The following is a 22,282-nucleotide window of genomic DNA, read 5'->3' as shown; positions in this document are numbered from 1 at the left end:
TCATGACACCGGCACCGTCATGGAAAGGGTCAAACATATGGCCGAAGAGACCGGCCCGGCACCGGACCCGACGCGCTCGCTCCTCGCCTTCTTCGGCTCCGAGACCTCCCGGCTCCGAGGAGAGGCGGGCATGTCCCAGGAGGCACTGGCCGAGAAGACGCACACCACGCAGTCGATGATCAGCAAGGTTGAGTCGGCAAAGCGGGTTCCGTCCAAAGAGCTCGCTCGGGACCTGGATGCGGCGCTGAAGACCGGCGGGCACTTCGGGAGACTGCATCCGCTCATGCTCACGTTCGCGTACCCGCCGTGGTTCCTGCCGTATGTAGAGCTGGAGCAGGACGCCACGTCGATCCGCGCGTTTCAGGGGCAGGTCGTCCCCGGACTTCTCCAAACAGAGGAGTACGCACGGGCGATGCTCGAAGCGGTCCGAGCAGTCAATCTTGACGACACAGTCGCCGTGCGCATGAGCAGGCAAGCGATCTTCGAGCGCGAAGTGCCGCCCGCCTGCTGGTTCGTGATCGACGAACCCGTGCTCCTCCGGCCCATCGGAGGAACGGAGGTGATGCGCGCCCAGCTTGAAAAACTTCTTGAGATCGGTGCGGACCCCCGCAATGTCATTCAGGTAATCCCGCGGCAAGCCGGCGCACACCCGGGCCTGGCCGGACCGTTCACCCTCATGGGCTTCGATGAAGGTGCGGATGTCCTGTACATCGACGGCTTCTCCCAGGGCCGGATGGCGTTGGAACCGCGCGAGATCGCCGAGGCGGTCCACGCCTATGATCTTCTGCGCGCGGTGGCTCTGCCGCCAAAAGAATCCGCCGACTTGATCCGCGAACACTTGAAGGAGCCAGGCTCATGACCGCAAGTGAACTGCCCGTCATATGGCGTAAGAGCAGCTACAGCACCAATGGTGGACCGGACTGCATAGAGATAGGCGAGGGCCTGGCCGATGTCGTCCCTGTGCGTGACAGTAAGGACACCAACGGCCCGGCCCTCGTCTTCGAGCGCGCCTCGTGGGCGGCCTTCATCTATCACGTCAAGGCCGTTGCATAGGCCGCGTTCGAGACGGCTCCCTTAGGGGAGCCGTCTCGAAGGTCAGGGTTGACCGGGATCACCGGATCCGGCCACCAGCTCTTAAGTCAGCCGCCTAAGAGTCCCTTTTGAAGGCAAACCTCTGCGCAGTGTCCACGGAGACAGGGATGGCCAGACCGTCCCGGGCCCCCTTCCCCTTGACCTGCAGGTAAATACCTATTTTGGATCCGAATACCTCACCGAGCGACACATCGATCTCCTGGTCGTCGAAGTCCGACTTCGCCTTCAGCTCCCATGTCCCCTTGCCCGTAAACGGCTTGATGGGATCCCCGGAGTCGGAGAAGTCAGTGGGAACCTTCACCGCGCTGAGCGACCCGTCCTTGCGCAGGGTCAGCTCCGCGCCCTGACTCCCGTGCCAGGAACCGACAAGTTCACTCGGCTCCGCCGAGCCGTATGGTTCGGCGGTGGAGAGGAAGACCGCAGCGCCCACTGCCAGCGCAGCTCCGCAGAGTACGGCGATCGGGATGACTATTTTCTTCATCGAGCATCCATCGTCTCGATCCAGCTTGCCTTCTGTGTCTTCGTCCTGAAGGGGCCACCGACCCGATTTGCCAATTTATCGAGCGGTCCGCCCACGTGATTCTCCATCCATGATTGAATGCCCGGCAGGTGCGTAAAGGAAGAGATGGTGGTATTGTTCGTGACGGTGATTTTCACCTCTATCTTGCCTGCTCGGGCATCTTGCGATACGACTTCGTAATCGTAATCGTACGAGCCGACGAAGACGGACGTCTGGGTGCCATACTTCCCGTCGGTCCACCAGTTTTGAACGGCACCCGTCTGGCCGAACGATTCCAGGTACAAATAATCGGTCGCAAATCGAGTATATTTCTCCTTCTTGAATACCCCGTAACCACCCTTACCGACATCCTTGCCCTTGGCGATTTTCTCCAGGATTTCCTTGCGCACCGTGTCCATCGAGTGATCCCCGCGCAGCTGCTGAGTAAACTTGTCGCCCGGCCCGTACGTGTCGACCTTCTTGCCTGTTCCGGTCGCCCACTGGATCGCAAGCCAGAACGCGTCCGGGGAACCCGTCTTGGCATCCCCGGAAAGTGCCATCCGCATATTCTGCAGCTGCCACCGCTCAATGTTCGAGAGCATCTTCTCGGACTGCCGGGCTATCTCCGCCTGCGCGCGGCGAATCTCCTCTTCCTGGCGGTACTTTTGCTCGTAGGCAGCGAAAGAATCCCGGAAGGCGGCGTCAGCCGCTGCGGCGTCCTTGCCCGCCGCGTCGGCCGAAGCGCGGGCTGCGCCCGCGGAAGCGTAGGCCGACTGAGCGGAGGCGCTTGCCTGTTCGGCGGAGACCAAAGCGCGTGATGCGGAGTATTCGGCCTCGTTGGCGTCGTTCTCCGCTGCCGTCGCCGCCGCGTCAGCGGCTCGCGCGGACTTCGCGGCGTCGGCTGCCGATGCCTCGGCCTGCTTCGCATAGCCGCCGGCCTGGGAGGCATATTCCTTGGCCTGGCCAGCTGCCTTCGCGGCTTCGTCGGCGTAGACCTTGGCCTGATCAGCAGCCTGGTTGGCCTTGACCGCGACGATGGCCGCTTCCGCCGCGTCCTTGTGTGCGATGGCTGCGGCACCGGCGGCTTCGGCGATCAGCTGCTGGACGGCTGCGACATGGGTGGCGGTGAGGTGGTCCATGCGGGCCGTCGAGTGCTGCTCGACCTGAATGAATTGGTGCAGGGCATCGTCGGTTCCCTCAAGAGCGATCCTGGCCGCTGCCTTCGTCTCCGCGCCACCGCTGTCCGACAGCTGAGCGGCACGGACGCGATCATCGGTGACCTGGGCGGCGTACTGGCCGTTCCGAAGGAATTCGATGAGCTTGCCGACCGAGCCGTCTCTCAATGCCGCCTGGGCGGCGTTCTTGAGCTCCGGCCCACCACTGCCCATGATCTGGGTGACACGGATACGGTAATCGGTCAGCGCTACGTCGTGCCGACCCGTGCGCAGGAACTCGCCGACCGCCTTCGCATCCCCCTTGAGTGCCTCACCGGCGGCCTTCCGGACACTCTCGTAGTTGCTGTCGACCGCAAGGGCCTGGACCGTTGCGCGTTCGTCCTGCGCCACGGCCTCCTGCCACCCGGTGCGCACATACGCGAGGACAGCGTCGTCGGAGCCCGTCAGTGCGGTCTTGGCGGCCATCTGGCTCCAGGGGCCGCGGGTCTTCATCGCCAGGACGGCAGCCCTGCGTCCCTTGGCCACCGCGTCCTTGGTGTCCGTGCCGGGCTTGGCGGCTTCAGTGGTAAGGCGTACGGCTTCGTCGGCGAGGTCCTTGGCCTCTTTGTCCGCCCGCTCCGCTTCCGCCTTGCCCAGAGCCTGGGCCTTCTTCTCGGCCCTGGCCTGCTCGATCCCGGCCGCGGTCCTGGACTGAAGCCCCTCGGCCTCGATCTTCGTCGCCACGTCGTGAATCTTCTTGGCGGTGGCGACCGCGTCGGACGCCTTGTCGGCGGCTTCCTTCGCCGCCTTGGCGTGCTCCGATGATTCCTTGGCAGCCGTTGCCGCCTCACCGGCGTGCTCGGCGGCCCGTCTGGCGGCGGCAGCTGCCCGCTGGGCGTGTCCGGCAGCCGAGTTGGCAGCCTCTCGCGCTTCTGCCGCAGCGTCAGCGGCCTCGTAGGCGAGGTCCCGTGCCGCGGTGGCGGCCCGTCGGGACTCCCGTGCCTGGCTGCGCGCCGTCGCCGCCCATGCCTTGGCCCGAGCCGCTTCGGAACTCGATTGCCCCGCGTAACCGCTGGCCTCCTCAGCGGCGTCGGCCGCCGCATCGGCGTTGGAGCCCGCACTCGCGGCCGCGTCCGCTGCCGCACCGGCCGCGCGTGCCGCGACCTCAACTTCCTTGGCGGCGTCCGCCGACCGCTCGGCCGCGCGTGCAGCAGCGTCCGCGTCCTCAGCGGCCTGGCGTGCGGCTGCGGCCATGCCTGCATCCGTCGCCGCGCCGGCCGCCGCGTCGCGGGCCCTCGACGCCGCTGCCGCGGCGGCCGAGGCGGCGGCAGCGGCATTCGCGGCAGCGCTCGCGGCCATCCGGGCAGCGTAGTTCGCCGCCTGTGCCGCGTCGATGGCTTCCTGCGCGGCATTGGCAGCGCCCTGTGCCGCGTCGGCGGCCCGGCCCGCCGCGTTCGCGGCCCGGCCCGCGTCCTTGCCCGCCGCCTTCGTCTCGGCGGCCGCGTTCTTCGCTTCCATTTTCGCCAACTCGGATGCCTTCACCGCGCGTTGCGAGGCTTCCTTGGCGGCATTGGTCTGCTGCTTGGCGACCTTGCCGTCCTCCTTGGCCTGGTCGGCGAGTTGGGCGACGCTGGCCCGTTCCTGATCGCGGGAACGGGCGATGTTCTGACCCACCGCCAGGAACTCGCGGATGTCCTGAATGGAACCGCGCAGTGCGACTTTCGCCGCTTCCTTCGTCGCCGGGCCGCCCGCGCTCATGATCTGGGTGGCCCGCAGCCGGTCGTCGTTGTCCCGGGTCGTGTACTGACCCTCGTCGAGGAACTTGCGGACATCATCGATCGATCCCCGCAATGCGGCCTGGGCGGCTTCCTTGGCCGCGGGACCGCCCGCATCCATGATCTGTGTGGTACGGATGCGCATGTCCGTCTCGAACGGCGCCTTCCAGCCGTCCTTCAGGAAGGCACGTAGGTCTTCCTGTGAACCGGACAACGCCTTGTAGGCCGCCTCACGGACGTTCACTCCACCCGCGGTGAAGACACGGGTCGCGTTGATGCGGTCATCGGTGAGCTCGGCGAAGTCCTTCTCACTGCCGAGGAACTTGCGGATGTCCTCGTCCGTGCCCATGAGCGCGGCCTCGGCCGCGGCCTTGACCGACGGGCCACCTGTCGTCCACAACTCCACCACACGGCCGCGGTCCAGGGCAGTCGCATCCGGCGTCCCCGCCGCGACAGCAGGACTTGTTCCGAGTAATCCCATCAGGAGCGCAGACGGCAGAATCCCCAGGCACAATAAGCGGGCGCCAATCTTCCGCTTTCTCCGTGGTCTCGTCAAGAGAGTATTTCGTCTCACTGCTCAACATCTCCTTGCCGGTTGTCCTTGGCCGCACTGCGGCGCCGTGAGCATAACCGTGTCGACCCCTTACAACCAGGAGAGTTGAGTCACCGTCAACTCGGACCGCAAGCGCTTCACCTCTGGCAAAGCAGAAGCATATTCGACATGGACACGTCAATTTCAGACGCCCATAAAACATCCTTTCACCTGGGCTTTAAAGCCTGACGTTAAATCAAGTCCAGGCAAAGTCAGGAGAGATGATAGGTTCCACCGCAGCTGTCTTCATCTCGTCATTTCGCGCGGCCCTCTATCGCTGCATAAATCCTGGAAGGCTTTTCCTGGTGATACATCGTGTGCGCAGAACACTGACCGTCGGCGCTATCGGGTCCGCTTCACTCGTCTTCGGTATCTGGGCCATAGGCACCGCAGTCGCATCACCGGCGCCCGCGCCGACGGAGGAGCCCACACCTCCGTCCGCCGTGGAGACTTTTGACTACCCCAACGCGGCGAAGATCCTCAAGGAAAAGGGCATCGCTCTCCGCAAGGGAGACGGCCACATCCTGCTGGCCGACTGCAAGGTCTCCAGGGACATCCAGATCATGACGTCGATGGACCACCCCGGACAGAGCGAGCGGGGCCTGTACTGCTTCAAGGTCACCGGAACCGGCAGAACCGGCCAACTCACGTTGGAAATCCCCAAGGTCTACAACATCATGACCGGTGACGTCGCCGTCCAGGCCGGTCTCACCGCCGAGGGGCAGACCCAGACCGTCACCGTGCCCAAGAACGACGCCAAGGGCGTCGGCACAGCGGGCACCCCGCCGACCGCCCCCACTGTCCTGGTCGAGCTCCGCGTCACCAGCTGATCAACGGGACGTCGTCCCGGCGCCCGCCATCGGGTCCGACAACTCTCCGATGGCCCGACTCACCAATCCAGAATCAGACAGGAAAAAGCACATGCCCGTCAGACGTCCGCGCGCAGCCCTGGTCGCCGGGCTCCTCGCCTCCACCACAGCGGCCAGCCTGCTGACCGCCATCCCCGCCGACGCTGTCGTCGGTCCGGCCACCAAGGACGGCTCGTACGCGTTCACAGCGAAGCTCGACATCGGCGGCGAGCGAAGCTGTTCCGGCGCACTCGTCGAGAGCCAGTGGCTGTTGACCGCCGCGAGCTGCTTCCCTGCCAACCCGGGGAGCTCGGACGGCGCTTCCGGTGCGCCGAAGCTGAAGACCGTCGCCACCATCGGTCGCACCGACCTCACTCGCGATGGCGGCAGTGTCGTGAAGGTCGTGGACCTCGTCCCCGCCATGGGCAGTGACCTGCTCATGGCCAAGCTCGAATATCCCGTCACCGGCATCACCCCCGTGGAACTCGGCTTCAAGACCCCCCTGCCGGGCGAGGACGTCTTCGTGAGCGGCTACGGCCGTACCAAGGACGAGTGGGTACCCGACCGATTGCACTACGCGAAGTTCTCCGTGGACGCCGTGCAGAACACCACGGTCAACATCAGTGGCAAGGCCAACGACGCCGCGGTCTGCGAAGGCGATACCGGAGCTCCCACGTTCCGCGACATCGGCGGTCGTTACGAGCTTGTCGGTATCAACACCCGCTCCTGGCAGGGCGGATGCTTCGGTCACGAGGACGAGACCCGTAAGGGTGCCGTCAATGCCCGCGTCGACAACCTCGCCGGGTGGGTCCAGAGCGTTGCCTCAGCGAGCATCCTGCCCCGGGACGACTGGAAGAACGCCGCCTACATGACGTCCGGATACTTCACGGACCACTCCGTGGCCGCCAAGGACCGGACGGACTTGTTCGTCGCCTGGAAGGACGGCTCAGCCAGTATCTTCCAGGGCGCCGATCACGATCTGCCGCAGTATCCCTTCTCCGCTGAATACAAGGTTGCCCCTGCGGGCAGCTACTGGAAGGACGCCCGCGCCGTCGCCGCCGGCAGCTTCACCGGCAGCGGATCGGACGGCATCACCGTGCGCTGGGCCAACGGCAAGCTCTCGACGTACACCCACGTCGACCAGAACGGCTTCCACGAGGAGAAGACCCTGGGCGCCGTCGGCAGTTACTGGAAGGGTGCCCGCCTCATCGCGGTCGGCCGTTACACGGACAACCCTCTGCGCGACGACATGTTCGTTGTGTGGGACGACGACTCGACCACCCTGTATTCCGACCTCGGCACCAACGGCATCGGGAAGCAGTCCCAGCTGGAGAAGGGCTGGGCCGGCGCCATGCAGATCAGCTCCGGTGAGTTCAACGGAGACAGAACCGCTGACCTGCTGGTCCGCTGGAGCGACGGCTCGGCGACCTTGTTCTCCGCCTTGAGCCCCACCGGCTACCGCGACAGGACCCGCATTCGTCCCCTCAACTCGGCCTGGAACAACGTCCAGAACCTCACCGTGGGCTCGTTCTCCGGCCACGGCAAACCCTCCTATGACGTTCTCATCCGCTGGGCCGCCGGACCGCTCAGCTACTACCCCGATGTGAGCACGGCGGGCACGACGCGCCCCGAGATCCAGCTCGTCGGCTGATCCCGTCACTCACGGCGCAGCCTGCATTCCACTTTGTGATGCAGGCTGCGCCGTGTCTCGGTTCGTCCTCATACCTCAGATCCGGATTCTGCTTCCTGGGGCGGCGGCAGAGGAGACCGGGCCGATCCCGGGCCATTCGTCATGGCCGTCTCCCCCGTTGTTCACCCAAGCGCGGATCACGCCGATGTCGTCGACCGTGAGGTAATCCGCCTTGCCATCGCCGTTGATGTCGGCGAAGCGCACCTGATCCATGGGTGCCCCGGTGCCAGTGGCAATGACGCCCGCCTTGGTCCACTTGTCCTGGCCTGTGGTGCTGTCGTTGAGCCAGGCATGAACGGCACCACTGTCATCGACCACCAGGTAATCAGCCCGCCGGTCGCCGTTGACATCGGCGAAGCGCACCTTGTCACCCGGCACGCCGACACCGGTGGCGATGACGCCCGCATCGGTCCACCCGTCGTGGCCGCCGATCCCGTTGTTGACCCAGGCGTGTACGGCACCGTGCTCGTCGACAACCAGGTAGTCGGCTCGGCCGTCACCGTTGATGTCGGCGAAGCGCACCTGGTCACGGGGTACACGGCCACCGGGAGCGAAGGTACCCGTGTCGGTCCACTTGTCCTGGCCTGTGGTGCTGTCGTTGAGCCAGGCATGAACGGCACCACTGTCATCGACCACCAGGTAATCGGCTCGGCCATCACCGTTGATGTCGGCGAAGCGCACCTGGTCGCCCGACGCACCGACACCGGTGGCGATCCGGCCGTTCCGGCCCGCTTTGGTCCAGGCGACATGGTTTTTGTCACCGTTGTTGAGCCAGGCGCTGACGGCGCCGTATTCGTCGACCACGAGGTAGTCCGCCCGGCCGTCACCGTTGATGTCAACCTGGTAATCGCCCAAGGGCAGTTTGTGAGGCGAGACGGGCCTGACATCGACGCGCTCGCGGATCCAGCCGTCTGCGGCCGCCCGGGCGATGCCGTTGTAGAACGCGTTGGCCATCTTGACATATCCACCGTCATTGGGGTGGAGCCAGTCACCGAGGTCCTGGATGGTGACTTCGGCCATGCTGACGTACCCGACGTCCAATCCCCTCTTCCGCCGCTCGTCGACGACTCTTGGCACCGCGGTGTTGAACTTCTCGATACGTGCCCGGGTTTCAGGATTGGTTGAGGGAACCAGTGATGAGACCAGTACCGTCACCCCAGGCGCGGCTGCCGTTATTTGGTCGATCAGGCTGCCGAGTCGGTCGGGGGCGGTGTCCGCGTGATAGTTCTGATCCACATCGTTGGCGCCGATATGCAGCAGCACCGCGTTGGGGCGCGCCGCCGCCAGCCACTTTTCGATATTGACGGACAACTCGTCGATCCGCCAGCCCGAATGCCCTTCGTGGTCCCGGTCGGCCAATTGTCGGCCGTGCTGCTGCGAACCCACAAAGTCCAGGCTGTCGGCGTGCGGGGTCAACCGGTTCCACAGTTCGCCGCGGTATCCGGAGTTCGTGGTGCTGCGGGCGCCCTCGGTGATCGAGTCACCCAGAGGCATCACCGCGAGCCGCGGCACCTTCCAGTCGGCGGGGGATGCGTGCGCGGACTGCGTACGGGCGGCGCCGAAACCGGCGGTCAGCAGCGCCACGACCATTGCGTACACGGCCAGCCCAGCCGGCACACGGGAGTTCGGTGAGCGACGCCCAGCGGAAGGCGCTGAACGACTTCTTGAAGTATGTATGGGAATCAAGTCCGTGAATCAGGGCCGCCCATGGAGCGGCCTGGTCGAGCCTTGCGGCACGATGACGCCGCAGAGCCCGGTCATTGTCGCAAATTCCCACTCACCAAATGATCATGTTTCCGTGCTCAGAACCCCCGGCTCATGAACAGCGCCGTCTCCCCCTCCGACTCCGTCCCCACGTACAGCGACGTGTCCAGACCGCACAGCGCAAACCCCATGCGGCGATAAGCCCGCACCGCAGGGGCGTTCACGTTGGTGACCTCCAGCCAGGCCGTCCTTGCGGAGAGTTCACGACCGTGGGCCAGAGCTCGCTCCATCAGAGCAGTGCCGATGCCCCGGCCTCGGTGAGTCGGGGACACCCTGAAGTCGGTGATGTGGAGGCGGCGGTTCCAGGGGGCGTATGCGAGGGTGATCGCGCCGCGCACCCGGCCCTCGGTGTCGACGGCGACGATGACATGGTCCTCGCCTTCGCTCTCCTCGTCATCCGGATACACCTTGCGCACCGGAGGGTCCACGGGGACGGAGCGGATGCGGATTTCCCCGTCGGTGGCCGTCACTTCGAGGACCGTGTCGGTGGTGAAGGAGTTGTCGATCGCTTCGGCGTGCTTCCGGTCCTCCAGGGACGCGACGTGGTAGATCACCATGGCCTCACCGTACAGCGAGGCGTACAGCGAGCGTCTCCCAGAACATCAGCTCGTAGGACTGGATCAGGCGGCCGTAGCGGTGGGCCGTCGGTTCCGAGAGCAGGCCGGTGGTCAGGCCGGAGGCGACCGCTGCCAGGGAGAGTTCCTCCGCCTCGGGGGACGGTTCGGCGAAGAAGTCGAAGAAGGCGCACGCGCGGTCGTCGAAGCCGTAGTGGTCGCGCATGGCGCGGCCGACGGTCCCGCAGTAGCCGGACCAGGCGGCGAAGTTGGCGGTGAGCGCGACCACCGCGTCGACGGGCTCGGCGCCGAGTGCGAGCCAGGCCGCGTACGCGGGGTAGGCCTGGCAGCCGGCCTGTGGCTCGTACGCCCGCACCGCGTCCTCGTCCAGGCCGCAGGCGGTCGCGAGGGCCGACAAGCGGTGCAGGGCCTCGGTCTCGCCCTCCGCGAGGAAGCGGAAGAAGGCGGCCACGGCGGGCTGTGGCGCCGCCCGGCCGGCCAGGTGCAGGAAGCTGCGGCGGTCGCCGGGGATGATGTGGTGCTGCTCCAGGGCGAGGGCCGCGAAGACCTCGCGGGGTGCCTCGCCCGTCGCGATCAGTGGCACCAGCGGGTTCGCCCCGTCGTCGGGCGCGAGCCCGCCCACCGCGTCCGCCAGCACTTCCCGGGCCGTACGAGCCATCTTGACGCCTTCCTGTCCCGAGCGGTGAGGAGCCCCGGGAACAGGTTGTCAGAAGATCGCGGCCCGGCGCCGGGGCGCCGCGCTCACTTGGCCCCGGCCAGGTAGAAGAGGAGGAAGAGGAAGGCCGCGAAGAAGTGGACGGCGACGAGGTAGATGAAGATCCGGATCGTCACCGACATCGGGGCCCGGTCCTGCTCGTTCACCTTCTTCACCACCGGTTCGGCAGCCGGTGCGGCAGTGGTGACGTCGGCGGTGTTCAGGTCCTGCGAGGCGTTGCTCAAGGCATTCCCCTCCGGGTCGGTGCGGCGCCGCCGAGGCAGAGCTCGGTCGCGCCGCTCTGCATCAGCGTGTGCATGAACAGCAGGTCCACTCCGCCGCCCGACGCGGCGGCGATGCGGTGCGGGGTGAGCGAGTCGAAGTGCGCGGCGTCGCCGGGGTCCAGCACGTGGACGGACTCGCCGAGGGTCAGCCGCAGCCGCCCACCGGTGACATAGAGCCACTCCTCGCCGGGGTGCACCCGCACCAGCTCGGCCTGGTCGCCCGCGCCCGGGGGCACGTGCAGCCGCAGCGCCTGCATGGCCCGCCCGGAGCCGCCGGCCCGCCAGTACGTCCAGCCGCCGGACTCCTGGGCTTCCATGCGGTCCGCGCGCACAATGGGATCGCGCTCGGGGATCGCCTCGCCCAGGAGGTCCGATACCGTCGTCCCGTACGTACGTGCCAGCGTCAGCAGCATCGGCAGGGACGGGGTGCGGCGGCCGGTCTCCAGGCGGGACAGGTGCGCGGGTGACAGGCCTACGCGCGCGGCGGCGGCCTCCAGGGTCAGGCCACTGCGTCTGCGCAGGTCGCGCAGGCGTGGGGCGACGGACGGCAGGTCTGCGAGGTCGGCCGGGCCGGGTGGCGCGGCCAGGTCGGGCGACGGGCTCATGTGTCCGGTATAGCCCCGCCCATGCCTCAGAGGCAAAGTTTTTGCCTGCAAGGCAAATCATCCGGCCCGAGAGCCTGAGGCAAAGATTCCGCCGGGCCCTCCACCAGGGCTCTTCATGGGTTTCTCTTGATCACTTCATCTCTCGCACCACCCCGGTGAACAGCCGGGAAACTCTTCTTTTTGGCATTGACATGTCATGAGCTACGCGCGTCATGCTGGGCGTCATGACCAACCCCCCTCGTTTCACGCGTACCGCGGCGCTCGCCGCCCTGACCTCGGTGCTGCTGCTCGGCGGCCCCGCCGTCGCCGCCACTCCCACCGCCGCCCACCCGGCCTCCGTCAGCGCCACCGCCTCCGTGAAGATCGTCGGCGACATCTGTTACGGGGACCTGCCGTCCCAGGCGCACGACACCATCACCCTCATCGACAACGGCGGCCCCTTCCCCTATCCGAGGGACGGAATCGTCTTCTCCAACCGCGAAGGCGTGCTGCCGCAGCAGGCCGGCGGCTACTACCACGAGTACACCGTCAAGACCCCCGGTGCCCCGGACCGCGGCGCCCGCCGCATCATCACCGGCCGGCAGCAGCACGAGGACTACTACACCGCCGACCACTACGCGACGTTCGACCTGGTCGACTTCACCTGCTGAGCCCGCTGACCCATCCGGGCCCGCACGGGCCCGGCACCCACCGCGAGTTGCGTCCCGCCGTCACCTCCGACGGCGGGACCTCCGCTGTAATGGCCGGGTGAGATCCCGGTCCGTACGCGTCCTGATCACCGCGTTGGCAGGCGCCGCCTGCCTCGCCCTCTCCCAGGCCCCTTCCGCGGCCCCGCCGGCCGTACCCGACCTCGGCCCGAACGTCACCGTCTTCGACCCCGGCATGCCCAGGGCCGCGATCCAGCGGAAGGTGGACGAGGTCTTCCGGCGGCAGGAGCGCAACCAGTTCGGGCCCGCCCGGCAGGCGCTGCTGTTCAAACCGGGCACCTACGACGTCGACGTCAACGTCGGGTTCTCCACCCAGGTCGCGGGCCTGGGGATGTCGCCCGACGACGTCACGATCCGGGGAGCCGTGCACGCGGAGGCCGACTGGTTCCAGGGCAACGCCACCCAGAACTTCTGGCGCGAGGCCGAGAACCTCTCCGTCACCCCCGCCTCCGGCGCCGACCGCTGGGCGGTGTCCCAGGCCGCCCCGTACCGCCGGATGCACCTGCGCGGGGACCTGCGGCTCGACGACGGGGGCTGGGCCAGCGGCGGCTTCCTCGCCGACTCGCGGATCGACGGACAGGTGCGCTCGGGCACCCAGCAGCAATGGCTGTCCCGGGACAGCCACTTCGGCGGCTGGACCGGTGGCACCTGGAACATGGTGTTCGTCGGCGTACGGAACGCCCCCGCGGGCACCTTCCCCCGCCCTCCCTACACCCGGGTCGACCGGACACCCCGCGTACGCGAGAAGCCGTTCCTCTACGTCGACCGCGCGGGCGCCTGCCGCGTCTTCGTACCCGCGCTGCGCACCGCCACCTCGGGCACCACCTGGGAACGCGGCGCCCGGCAGCCGGGCTCCTCGCGTCCGCTCGACCGGTTCCTCGTCGTGCGGCCCGGGACGCCCGCCGGGCGGATCCAGGCGGCACTCGCACACGGCAAGGACCTGCTGCTCACCCCCGGCGTCCACCACCTCGACCGGACGCTGCGGATCACCCGTCCCGGCACGGTCGTCCTCGGCCTGGGACTCGCGACCCTCGTCCCCGAACACGGCGCGACCGCCCTGTCCGTCGCCGACGTCGACGGCGTCCGCATCGCCGGCCTCCTCGTCGACGCCGGTCCCGTCGCCTCGCCCGCCCTGATGGAGATCGGGCCGCCCGGCGCCCGCCGGCGGCACGAGCGCGACCCCGTCTCGCTCCACGACGTGTTCTTCCGCGTCGGCGGCGCGGGCGTCGGCAAGGCGGTCCGTACCCTCGTCGTCAACAGCTCGGACGTCATCGGCGACGACCTGTGGCTGTGGCGCGCCGACCACGGCACCGGCGTCGGCTGGACCGCCAACACCGCCGCCGAGGGCCTGGTCGTGAACGGTGACCGCGTCACGATGTACGGGCTGTTCGTCGAGCACTACCAGCGCCGGCAGACCGTCTGGAACGGCGAGGACGGCCGTACGTACTTCTTCCAGAACGAGCTGCCCTACGACCCGCCCTCCCAGGCCGCCTGGAGCCGGGGTGCCACCAAGGGGTACCCCGCCTACGAGGTCGGCGGCCGGGTGACGCGGCACGAGGGCTGGGGGATGGGCAGTTACGGCCACTTCACCGCCGATCCGCGCGTGGTGGCCGACCGGGCCTTCGCGGCGCCCCGGCGGCCCGGGGTGCGCTTCCACGACCTGGTCACGGTCTCGCTCGGCGGCACGGGCACCATCCGGCACATCGTCAACGACACCGGAGGGCCGTCCGACGCGACCACGAATGCGGCGTATCTGCGTTCCTATCCCTGACCGGCCGCAGGGCCAACCCGCCGACAGCGCCGCCCTGTTCGACCATCGACCGCCCGGAGTACTGTGGTGATCTTGGTCAACGTGAGGGGGCAACCATGAGTACGGACACCGGCGAGCTGGTCGACCTGGCGGCGATGGGGCAGGAGTTCGCCAGAGACCCGTACCGCGTCTACGCCGAACTGCGCGCGATCGGCCCCGTGCACCGGGTGCGGATGCCCGAGGGCGCGGAGGCCTGGCTCGTCGTCGGCTATGACGAGGTGCGCGCGACGCTCAACGACCCACGGCTGTCGAAGGACTGGCTGACGGCCGCCGACGACGTCGGGCTCATACCCGTGGCCTCGGGCCCGCACATGCTGATCCAGGACGCCCCGCACCACACCCGGCTGCGCAAGCTCGTCACCAAGGAGTTCACCCCCAGGCGCGTCGAGGCGATGGCCCCTCAGGTACAGCGGATGACCGACGAGCTGCTCGACGCGATGGCCGCGGCCCCCGACCGCCGCACCGACCTCGTCGACGCCCTGTCGTTCCCGCTGCCCATGGGCGTCATCTGCGAGCTGCTGGGCGTGCCCTCCCTCGACCGGGAGGCCTTTCGCGCCTGGTCCGACATCGCGGTGGGGTCCGCGCCGCTGGAGGAGAAGGCCGTCGCCTCGAGCGCGGGCCGCGCCTACCTCACCGAGCTCGTCGCAGCCAAGCGCGAGGAGCCCGGCGACGACCTGCTGAGCGCGCTGATCCGCACCACCGACGAGGACGGCGACCGGCTCTCGCCCGACGAACTCCTCGGCATGGCCTGGCTCCTGCTCGTCGCCGGGCACGAGACGACCGTGAACCTGATCTCCAACGGCGTCCTGGCCCTCCTCCAACACCCCGACCAGCTGGCGGAGCTGCGCGCCGACCCCGGCCTGCTGGAGAACGCCGTCGAGGAAATGCTGCGCTACGACGGGCCGGTGGAGACGCCGACCTACCGGTTCACCACCGAGCCGGTGGAGATCGGCGGCGTGAGCATCCCGGGCGGCGGCGCGCTCGTCCTGCCCGTCCTCGCCGACGCGGACCGCGACCCCGCCCGCTTCCCGGAGCCGCACCGCTTCGACATCCGCCGCGACGCCCGCGGACACGTCGCCTTCGGGCACGGCATCCACTACTGCCTGGGCGCGCCACTGGCCCGCCTGGAGGCGCGGATCGCGATCCGGTCGCTGCTGGAGCGCTTCCCGGAACTGGCGCTGGATGTCCATCCGGGGGCTCTGGCCTGGCGGGAGGGCCTGCTTATTCGGGGGCCGCGGTGGGTTCCCGTGCGGTTCTGATCGACGGCCTTGAGGTGCAGGTCTGTTGCGCCTGCGGCGGGCTTTGTTCCCCACCCCGCCCCTTCCCGAAACTGGGGCTCCGCCCCAGACCCCGAAAGCGGCTTCGCCGCTCGTCCTCAAACGCCGGACGGGCTGATTCCAGCCCGTCCGGCGTTTGAGGACGCGCCCGCAGGGCGCTCTCCGCCGCAGGCGGCAACGGACCCGCAGCCGGGGGCCTGGGGCACGAGCCCCGGTTTCGGGAAGGGGCGGGGCTGGGGAAAATCAAGACACCAGCGAACCGTGCACCCGTAGCCGCGCCACACCCCCGTCAGGGTGGATGTCCAGACGGACATGCGTCGCCACCACAGGCCCCGGCAGCACAAACCGATGCACCGCATCAGGCTGAAGCCGCGTCCGAGGCACGACTTCCGTCCACCCGGAGGAGTTCGCGGCATCGAGCACCGAAACCGTCGCCCACCCCGCCGAATTCCCCTTGTAGCACCCCGTGTCGATCTCGATCGCCCGCAGCTCGGCGCGACCGGTGAGGCGGTAGCGCACCCAGTCGTGTCCGTTGTCCCGACGGCGTCGCGTCTCCCAGCCGTCGTCCATGCGGCGCGACCGGCCGGGGTGGATGGTGTGGAAGGGGGAGGAGTAGAAGCGGTCGGAGGCGTCCTCGACGTGGCCGCCGTTCTCCAGCGCGGCGAGGTCGAAGGTGCCGAGGGCCGCGAGCCAGGCGAGGTCGGGTACGGATTCGCCGTGGACGCGGAGGCGGGCGATGCCGCCGTCGGGGTACTGGCTGAGCCTGAGGTGGGTGAAGCGCTCCGGGCAGTCGACGGCGAAGCCGTTCGCGGCGTGGCCGCCGACGGACGTGCGGGGGACGAGGACCGTCCACTTCACGCCGTCGGCGAGCAGTTCCTCCGGTGAGGGCGTGCCCGGCAGGGCGGTGGCCTCGACGCCGACGGCCTGTGGGTGATTGCCGCGGAAGTGGGCGGTGTCGACGACGATGCCGTGGATGACGCCGGGTGCCCCGAGGCGGACGAGTGCCCAGTCGAGGTCGTCGTCGGCCGGGTGCGGGGTGGCGGCGGAGGCGCCGCGGCGGCGGCGGGTCTCCCAGCCGTCCATGATCTTGCCTTTGTGGCCGAAGTGTTCGGGGTCGAAGTGCGCGGCGCCGGGCTTGAGGAGGTTCTCGCGCTCGGCGAAGAACTCGTCGTTGGCGGCGATCACCCCGGCGCCCAGCCGCCGGTCGGCGAGGTCGGGGAACCGGTCGAAGGGGAAGGCCGCGGTGCGGTAGTCGGCGTACGGGTCGCCGCCCGCGTAGGGATTCGCGTCGCCGGTGAACGAGGGTATGTCCGCGGGGGTGCCGTTCATGCGCTGCGCTGCCTTTCGAGGAGGAGGCCGGTGGGCTCGGTGGGGCCGCCGTGGCCGGTGATCCGGCGGCCGCGCAGCCAGGCCGCCCGTACGACGCCGTGCAGGGTCTTCCCGGCGTAGGCGGTGACGTGGTTGCGGTGATGGAGCGCGGCCGGGTCGACCGTGAAGGTCTCGTCGGGGGCGAGGACGGCGAAGTCGGCGTCGCGGCCCGCCTCGACGGCGCCCTTGGCGCTCAGGCCGGCGAGGGCGGCGGGGCCGCCGGACATCCAGCGGGCGAGGTCGTGGAGGGTGTGGCCGCGCCGCCGGGCCTCGGTCCAGACGGCGGGCAGGCCCAGTTGGAGGGAGGAGATGCCGCCCCACGCGCGGCCGAAGTCGGGGACCTTCAGGTCGGTGGTGCAGGGCGAGTGGTCGGAGACGACGCAGTCGATGGTGCCGTCGGCGAGCCCGGCCCACAGGGCGTCCCGGTTGGCGGCCTCGCGTATCGGCGGGCAGCACTTGAACTCGGTGGCGCCGTCGGGGACTTCCTCGGCGGTGAGGGTGAGGAAGTGCGGGCAGGTCTCGACGGTGAGCCGCACCCCGTCGGCCTTGGCGGCGGCGATCATCGGCAGGGCGTCGGACGAGGACAGGTGCAGGATGTGGACGCGGGTGCCCAGTCGGCGGGCGACGGATATCAGCCGGGCTATCGCCTCGTTCTCGGCGGCGCGGGGGCGTGAGGCGAGGAAGCCGGAGTAGCGCGGTCCGTCCGGTCGCGGGGCGCGTCGCAGGTGGCCGGGGTCCTCGGCGTGGACGATCAGCAGTCCGTCGAGGGCGGCGATCCGGGCCGCGACCGCCTCCAGGTCGCCGGGGCCGAGCGAGGGGAACTCCTCGACGCCGGAGGGCGAGAGGAACGCCTTGAAGCCGAAGACCCCGGCGTCGTGCAGGGGCCGCAGCTCCGCGAGGTTGCCGGGCAGGGCGCCGCCCCAGAAGCCGAGGTCGACGTGGGCCTTGTCGCACGCGACGCCCTGTTTGGTCCGCAGGTGTTCGAGGGTGGTGGTGGGCGGGAGGCTGTTGAGGGGCATGTCGACGAGGGTGGTGATGCCACCGGCGGCGGCTGCCCTGGTGGCGGTCGCGAACCCCTCCCACTCGGTGCGGCCGGGGTCGTTGATGTGCACATGGGTGTCGACGAGGCCGGGGAGCAGGACGTCGTCACCGAGGTCCTCGACGACGGCCCCGGTCCCGTACGGCCCGCCGACCGCGCCTGGGCCGGGTCCGGGCCCGGTCGCGTACGGGAGGACGGCCGCGATCCGGCCGCCGGCGACGGTGACGGAGGCGGGCCGGACGCCTTCCGGGGTGACGACGCGCGTGGAGCGCAGCACCAGCTCCACCGGTGGCACCGGGACCCTCGTATCGGTTGCGGCCACGAGCACGCACCCTCCTCCGGCGGGCCCTTCGGGCCCTTGGAGCCGGAATTTCAACGTTCTGTTGAACCGCGGTGCACGCAGTCTTCAGCCGTGTCCCGTACCCGTCAAGACCCCCCGACCCCTTGCGCATTTCATGCACCAGAAGTCGGTTTTCAAATTGTGGAAGGTGGGGCGTAAAGCCCTCGATGTCCCGGTAGGCTGCTGCCACCCCTGTACCGGAAGGACCCAGACGTGCCCTCGCCCGCCGACCCCCGAACCGTCCCGACCAGTGGCGGTGTCCAGTCACTGGAGCGCGCCTTCGATCTGCTGGAGCGCATGGCCGACGCCGGTGGCGAGGTCGGGCTGAGCGAGCTGTCGACGACCAGCGGGCTGCCGCTGCCGACCATCCACCGGCTGATGCGCACGCTGGTGGCCTGCGGTTATGTACGTCAGCAGCCCAATCGGCGGTACTCGCTCGGCCCGCGGCTGATCCGGCTCGGCGAGAGCGCGTCCCGACTGCTCGGCACCTGGGCCCGCCCGCACCTGGCCCGGCTGGTCGAGGAGACCGGCGAGACGGCGAACATGGCGCTGCTCGACGGCGACGAGGTCGTCTATGTGGCGCAGGTGCCGTCCCGGCACTCGGTGCGGATGTTCACCGAGGTGGGCCGCCGGGTGCTGCCGCACACCACGGGCGTCGGCAAGGCGCTGCTCGCGCAGAGCCCGGACGACGAGGTGCGGGCGCTGCTGGCCCGTACGGGCATGCCCGCCGCGACCGAGAAGACGATCACCACGCCGGACGTCTTCCTGGAGGCGCTGGCCCGGGTGCGCGAGTCGGGCTACGCGGTGGACGACAACGAGCAGGAGATCGGCGTCCGCTGCCTGGCGGTGCCGGTGCCCGATTCCCCCACGTCCGCCGCCATCTCCATCTCGGGTCCCGCGGGCCGGGTGACGGACGCGGCCACGGAGAAGATCGTGCCGCTGCTCCAGGAGGTCGCCGCGGAGCTGTCGCTGGCGCTGGCGGCCACCGCCTGACCCCGGCCGGCGATGCCCTCAGTCCTCTCCGGGGGCTTCCCGGGGGCTCGGGACGCGGTGCGCGCCCTCTTCCGGGGCACCGCGCGCGGCCTCGTCCAGGGGCCTTCCCGAGCCCTGCTCCGGCACCCGTGTGCCGCCGAACCGGTCGACCGCGGCGCGGAGTTCGGCGAGGGCCGCCGCCAGGGCGCTGACGGAGCCGACGGCGCCCGCGACCAGCAGCAGGGAGCGGCGCAGCCGGGGCACTTCGGGTTCGCCCTCGCGCGCCATGGCGTCCAGCGCGGCCAGTTCGTCCTCGGCGGCGTCCCGGTCGGGTAACCGGGCCGGGTGTGCCGCGAGCGCCCGGCGCAGCCGGGACACCGCGTCCCTCAACGCGTCCACCCTAGGGTCCTGACCGACGCGGTCCACTCGCTCCTCTTCCACCACAACGGCGCCTTCCGCCACGACACTCCCCCTCCCACGCGCTCGCGCCGATCAGTTAACGCACTTTCCGTACAGCGCGCTATACGCACAGCGAAATTAAGTCCGTACTCCGCACGCACGGGTGACGAACCGGCCTCCGCCCGGCAGGGCGAACGGATGCGGTATGCAGGGGTCATGACGCGGACCACGGACACGACAGACACCCCCGGGGCGGTGCCCGTCGCCGGGCTGCTGCTGGCCGCGGGCGGCGGGCGCCGGCTGGGTGGCCGGCCCAAGGCGCTGCTCGGCCACGGGGGCAGGCCGCTGGTGGAGTTCGCGGCCCGGGTGCTGCGGGACGGCGGCTGCGTACCACGGTACGTAGTGCTGGGCGCGGCCGCGGCGGATGTGCGCGGCCGGGCCGAACTGCCGGACTGCGTCCTGGTGGACAACCCCGACTGGGCCGACGGCATGGGGTCATCGCTGCGGGCCGGGCTCGCGGCGCTGGCCTCGACGGACGTCTCGGCGGTGCTGGTGACGCTCGTGGACCAGCCGCGCGTGGGGGCCGAGGCGGTGGCCCGGCTGGTGGCCGCGCACCGGGCGGGCGCGGGGCTGGCCGCGGCCGCGTACGGGGGTGAGCGCGGCCATCCGGTGCTGTTCGCGCGCGAGCACTGGGCGGGCGTGGCGCGTTCGGCCGTCGGCGACCGGGGCGCCCGCGCGTATCTGCGCGAGCACGCCGCGGAGGTGACGCTGGTGGAGTGCGCGGACATCGCGGCGCCGGACGACGTCGACACCCCGGACGATCTGCGGCTCCTGGACTGAGGGTTGGCGGGCAGGGGGCGCGGAGTTCGGGCTTCCGCGGGGGCGCGGGGCCTGGCACCGGGCGCCACCACGCCCCATTGAACTTCCACCATGAGAAAACTATTCTCCATTGATCAGGATTCGCGCGGCACTGCGTGCCGTCCTCGCTGAAGGAGTGACAGTCCATGTCCGCACCAGCGCCGTCCTCGCCGGTCATCGTCGACGCCCCTCCCGTGGAGCAGCAGGCAGAGGTACTGACGGAGGAGGCGCTCGCCTTCGTCGGCGCGCTGCACCACCGGTTCACGCCGCGCCGCGACGAACTGCTCGCCCGCCGCGCCGCACGCCGCGCGGAGATCGCGCGGAGCGCCGCCCTGGACTTCCTCCCCGAGACCGCCGGGATCCGGGAGGACGACAGCTGGCGCGTGGCGCCCGCCCCGGCGGCGCTCCAGGACCGGCGGGTCGAGATCACCGGCCCGACCGACCGCAAGATGGCCGTCAACGCGCTCAACTCCGGTGCGCGGATCTGGCTCGCCGACTTCGAGGACGCCTCGGCGCCCACCTGGGAGAACGTCGTACGGGGCCAGCTCAACCTGACCGACGCCTTCGAGCGCCGCATCGACTTCACCGACGACCGCGGCAAGGCGTACGCGCTCCGGCCGGCCGAGGAGCTCGCCACCGTCGTGGTCCGCCCGCGCGGCTGGCACCTGGACGAGCGCCACCTCACCGTCGACGGCCGCCCCGTCCCCGGCGCCCTGGTCGATTTCGGCCTCTACTTCTTCCACAACGCCCGGCGCCTGATCGACCTCGGCAAGGGCCCGTACTTCTACCTCCCCAAGACCGAGTCGCACCTGGAGGCCCGCCTCTGGAACGACGTCTTCGTCTTCGCCCAGGACCACGTCGGCATCCCCCGGGGCACGGTCCGCGCCACCGTCCTGATCGAGACGATCACCGCCGCGTACGAGATGGAGGAGATCCTCTTCGAACTGCGCGAGCACGCCTCGGGGCTGAACGCGGGCCGCTGGGACTACCTGTTCTCGATCGTCAAGAACTTCCGCGACGCCGGGCCGCGCTTCGTCCTGCCCGACCGCAACGCCGTGACGATGACGGCGCCGTTCATGCGCGCGTACACCGAGCTGCTGGTGCGCACATGTCACCGGCGCGGGGCGCACGCCGTCGGCGGGATGGCGGCCTTCATCCCCTCCCGCAAGGACCCCGAGGTCAACGAGGCCGCGTTCGAGAAGGTCCGCGCCGACAAGGACCGTGAGGCCCGCGACGGCTTCGACGGCTCGTGGGTCGCCCACCCCGACCTGGTGCCGGTCGCGCGGGCCTCGTTCGACGCGGTACTCGGCGACCGGCCGCACCAGAAGGACCGGCTGCGCGAGGACGTACGGGTCACGGCCGCCGAGCTGATCGCGGTCGACTCGCTGGAGGAGAAGCCGACGTACGAGGGGCTGCGCAACGCGGTGGCGGTCGGCATCCGCTACATCGAGGCGTGGCTGCGCGGCTCGGGCGCCGTCGCCATCTTCCACCTCATGGAGGACGCGGCCACCGCCGAGATCTCCCGCTCGCAGATCTGGCAGTGGATCAACGCCGGGGTGGTGTTCGGCAACGGTGAGAAGGCCACCGCGGAACTGGCCCGCCGGGTGGCCGCCGAGGAGCTCGCCGCGATCCGCGCCGAGGCCGGGGAGGAGGCCTTCGCCGCGGGCCGGTGGCAGCAGGCCCACGACCTGCTGCTGAAGGTCGCCCTGGACGAGGACTACACGGAGTTCCTCACCCTGCCCGCGTACGAGCTGCTCGACCGGCCGGCCTGAGGGCGGGAATGCCCTGACCGGAGGGGCGAAACAGCCCTATGTGACGGGTGATTGGATGATTGTTCACCCGATTCAGTGATTGTGGCTCATGTGTGCCCTGGCTCACCCTGGAAGGGAGCAGGGCACACCCGCCGGTCGCCCTGCACTCGCGGACGACGGGGGAGCCAC

At 69.4% G+C, this 22,282-nt stretch carries 20 protein-coding genes; 10 read left to right on the top strand and 10 right to left on the bottom strand.

Annotation, left to right across the window (positions count from 1 at the left end):
* The first annotated feature begins 37 nt into the window (after positions 1-37).
* Positions 38-859: a helix-turn-helix domain-containing protein gene (locus DXZ73_RS32530; protein WP_116214540.1), complete on the top strand. Its 822-nt coding sequence runs from the start codon at positions 38-40 to the stop codon at positions 857-859.
* Complete coding sequence (locus DXZ73_RS32525; RefSeq protein WP_116214539.1) at positions 856-1,053, top strand: DUF397 domain-containing protein; 198 nt, start codon at positions 856-858, stop codon at positions 1,051-1,053. Before DXZ73_RS32530 ends, DXZ73_RS32525 begins: the two co-directional genes overlap by 4 nt.
* A gap of 94 nt (positions 1,054-1,147) precedes the next feature.
* On the opposite strand, the gene DXZ73_RS32520 is transcribed toward DXZ73_RS32525, so the two are convergent.
* Both DXZ73_RS32520 and DXZ73_RS32515 read right to left on the bottom strand, forming a co-directional pair.
* Positions 1,148-1,573 (bottom strand): hypothetical protein, encoded by a 426-nt coding sequence (locus DXZ73_RS32520; protein WP_116214538.1) that lies wholly within the window; start codon positions 1,571-1,573, stop codon positions 1,148-1,150.
* On the bottom strand, positions 1,570-4,929 hold the full coding sequence (locus DXZ73_RS32515; protein WP_162890410.1) for an ALF repeat-containing protein: 3,360 nt from the start codon (positions 4,927-4,929) through the stop codon (positions 1,570-1,572). Before DXZ73_RS32515 ends, DXZ73_RS32520 begins: the two co-directional genes overlap by 4 nt.
* A gap of 500 nt (positions 4,930-5,429) precedes the next feature.
* Here DXZ73_RS32515 and DXZ73_RS32510 point away from each other — a divergent pair, with 500 nt between their 5' ends.
* Together DXZ73_RS32510 and DXZ73_RS32505 are read left to right on the top strand one after the other, a co-directional pair.
* Positions 5,430-5,942, top strand: a complete 513-nt coding sequence (locus tag DXZ73_RS32510) for a hypothetical protein (RefSeq protein ID WP_240351594.1) — start codon at positions 5,430-5,432, stop codon at positions 5,940-5,942.
* 91 nt (positions 5,943-6,033) lie between these two features.
* A complete protein-coding gene (locus DXZ73_RS32505) occupies positions 6,034-7,611 on the top strand; it encodes a S1 family peptidase (protein WP_162890409.1) in 1,578 nt (525 codons plus the stop codon).
* A gap of 75 nt (positions 7,612-7,686) precedes the next feature.
* On the opposite strand, the gene DXZ73_RS32500 is transcribed toward DXZ73_RS32505, so the two are convergent.
* From DXZ73_RS32500 to DXZ73_RS32480, 5 genes are all read right to left on the bottom strand, one after another.
* Positions 7,687-9,234, bottom strand: coding sequence for an FG-GAP-like repeat-containing protein (locus DXZ73_RS32500; protein ID WP_162890408.1), 1,548 nt, complete (start codon positions 9,232-9,234; stop codon positions 7,687-7,689).
* Positions 9,235-9,452: 218 nt separating this feature from the next.
* Entirely contained in the window at positions 9,453-9,971 is a 519-nt protein-coding gene (locus DXZ73_RS32495; RefSeq protein ID WP_116214534.1) for a GNAT family N-acetyltransferase, read from the bottom strand.
* A gap of 4 nt (positions 9,972-9,975) precedes the next feature.
* Positions 9,976-10,647 (bottom strand): transcriptional regulator, encoded by a 672-nt coding sequence (locus tag DXZ73_RS32490; RefSeq protein WP_116214533.1) that lies wholly within the window; start codon positions 10,645-10,647, stop codon positions 9,976-9,978.
* Between the two features lie 83 nt (positions 10,648-10,730).
* Positions 10,731-10,928 carry a DUF6126 family protein gene (locus DXZ73_RS32485; RefSeq protein WP_116214532.1) on the bottom strand — a complete coding sequence of 66 codons (198 nt, stop codon included), beginning with the start codon at positions 10,926-10,928 and terminating at the stop codon, positions 10,731-10,733.
* The gene (locus tag DXZ73_RS32480) at positions 10,925-11,572 is read right to left on the bottom strand and encodes a helix-turn-helix domain-containing protein (protein WP_116214531.1); all 648 of its coding nucleotides are present in this window, start codon (positions 11,570-11,572) and stop codon (positions 10,925-10,927) included. Before DXZ73_RS32480 ends, DXZ73_RS32485 begins: the two co-directional genes overlap by 4 nt.
* Before the next feature lie 224 nt (positions 11,573-11,796).
* Here DXZ73_RS32480 and DXZ73_RS32475 point away from each other — a divergent pair, with 224 nt between their 5' ends.
* The 3 genes from DXZ73_RS32475 (at position 11,797) to DXZ73_RS32465 (ending at position 15,348) form a co-directional block, all read left to right on the top strand.
* On the top strand, positions 11,797-12,222 hold the full coding sequence (locus tag DXZ73_RS32475; RefSeq protein WP_116216019.1) for a ribonuclease domain-containing protein: 426 nt from the start codon (positions 11,797-11,799) through the stop codon (positions 12,220-12,222).
* A 97-nt stretch (positions 12,223-12,319) separates the two neighbouring features.
* The gene (locus tag DXZ73_RS32470) at positions 12,320-14,050 is read left to right on the top strand and encodes a coagulation factor 5/8 type domain-containing protein (protein ID WP_116214530.1); all 1,731 of its coding nucleotides are present in this window, start codon (positions 12,320-12,322) and stop codon (positions 14,048-14,050) included.
* A gap of 95 nt (positions 14,051-14,145) precedes the next feature.
* On the top strand, positions 14,146-15,348 hold the full coding sequence (locus tag DXZ73_RS32465) for a cytochrome P450 family protein (RefSeq protein ID WP_116214529.1): 1,203 nt from the start codon (positions 14,146-14,148) through the stop codon (positions 15,346-15,348).
* 261 nt (positions 15,349-15,609) lie between these two features.
* Here DXZ73_RS32465 and alc read toward each other — a convergent pair whose 3' ends face one another.
* Together alc and allB are read right to left on the bottom strand one after the other, a co-directional pair.
* Positions 15,610-16,695: an allantoicase gene (alc, locus tag DXZ73_RS32460; protein ID WP_116214528.1), complete on the bottom strand. Its 1,086-nt coding sequence runs from the start codon at positions 16,693-16,695 to the stop codon at positions 15,610-15,612.
* Positions 16,692-18,095 (bottom strand): allantoinase AllB, encoded by a 1,404-nt coding sequence (gene allB / locus DXZ73_RS32455; protein ID WP_240351593.1) that lies wholly within the window; start codon positions 18,093-18,095, stop codon positions 16,692-16,694. The genes alc and allB overlap by 4 nt, the downstream gene beginning before the upstream one ends.
* A gap of 231 nt (positions 18,096-18,326) precedes the next feature.
* Here allB and DXZ73_RS32450 point away from each other — a divergent pair, with 231 nt between their 5' ends.
* Positions 18,327-19,106 (top strand): IclR family transcriptional regulator, encoded by a 780-nt coding sequence (locus DXZ73_RS32450; protein WP_116214527.1) that lies wholly within the window; start codon positions 18,327-18,329, stop codon positions 19,104-19,106.
* 18 nt (positions 19,107-19,124) lie between these two features.
* Here the strand turns inward: DXZ73_RS32450 and DXZ73_RS32445 are convergent, their stop codons facing one another.
* The gene (locus DXZ73_RS32445) at positions 19,125-19,511 is read right to left on the bottom strand and encodes a DUF5955 family protein (protein ID WP_425315932.1); all 387 of its coding nucleotides are present in this window, start codon (positions 19,509-19,511) and stop codon (positions 19,125-19,127) included.
* Positions 19,512-19,700: 189 nt separating this feature from the next.
* Here DXZ73_RS32445 and DXZ73_RS32440 point away from each other — a divergent pair, with 189 nt between their 5' ends.
* A complete protein-coding gene (locus DXZ73_RS32440) occupies positions 19,701-20,324 on the top strand; it encodes a nucleotidyltransferase family protein (protein WP_116214526.1) in 624 nt (207 codons plus the stop codon).
* A gap of 164 nt (positions 20,325-20,488) precedes the next feature.
* Complete coding sequence (gene aceB / locus DXZ73_RS32435) at positions 20,489-22,114, top strand: malate synthase A (RefSeq protein ID WP_116214525.1); 1,626 nt, start codon at positions 20,489-20,491, stop codon at positions 22,112-22,114.
* Positions 22,115-22,282 lie beyond the last annotated feature (168 nt).

Origin of the sequence: Streptoverticillium olivoreticuli subsp. olivoreticuli, from assembly GCF_003391135.1 — a bacterium.
In the GTDB taxonomy this organism is placed as follows: Bacteria; Actinomycetota; Actinomycetes; order Streptomycetales; family Streptomycetaceae; genus Streptomyces; species Streptomyces blastmyceticus.
This window is presented reverse-complemented; position numbering and strand designations above follow the sequence as displayed.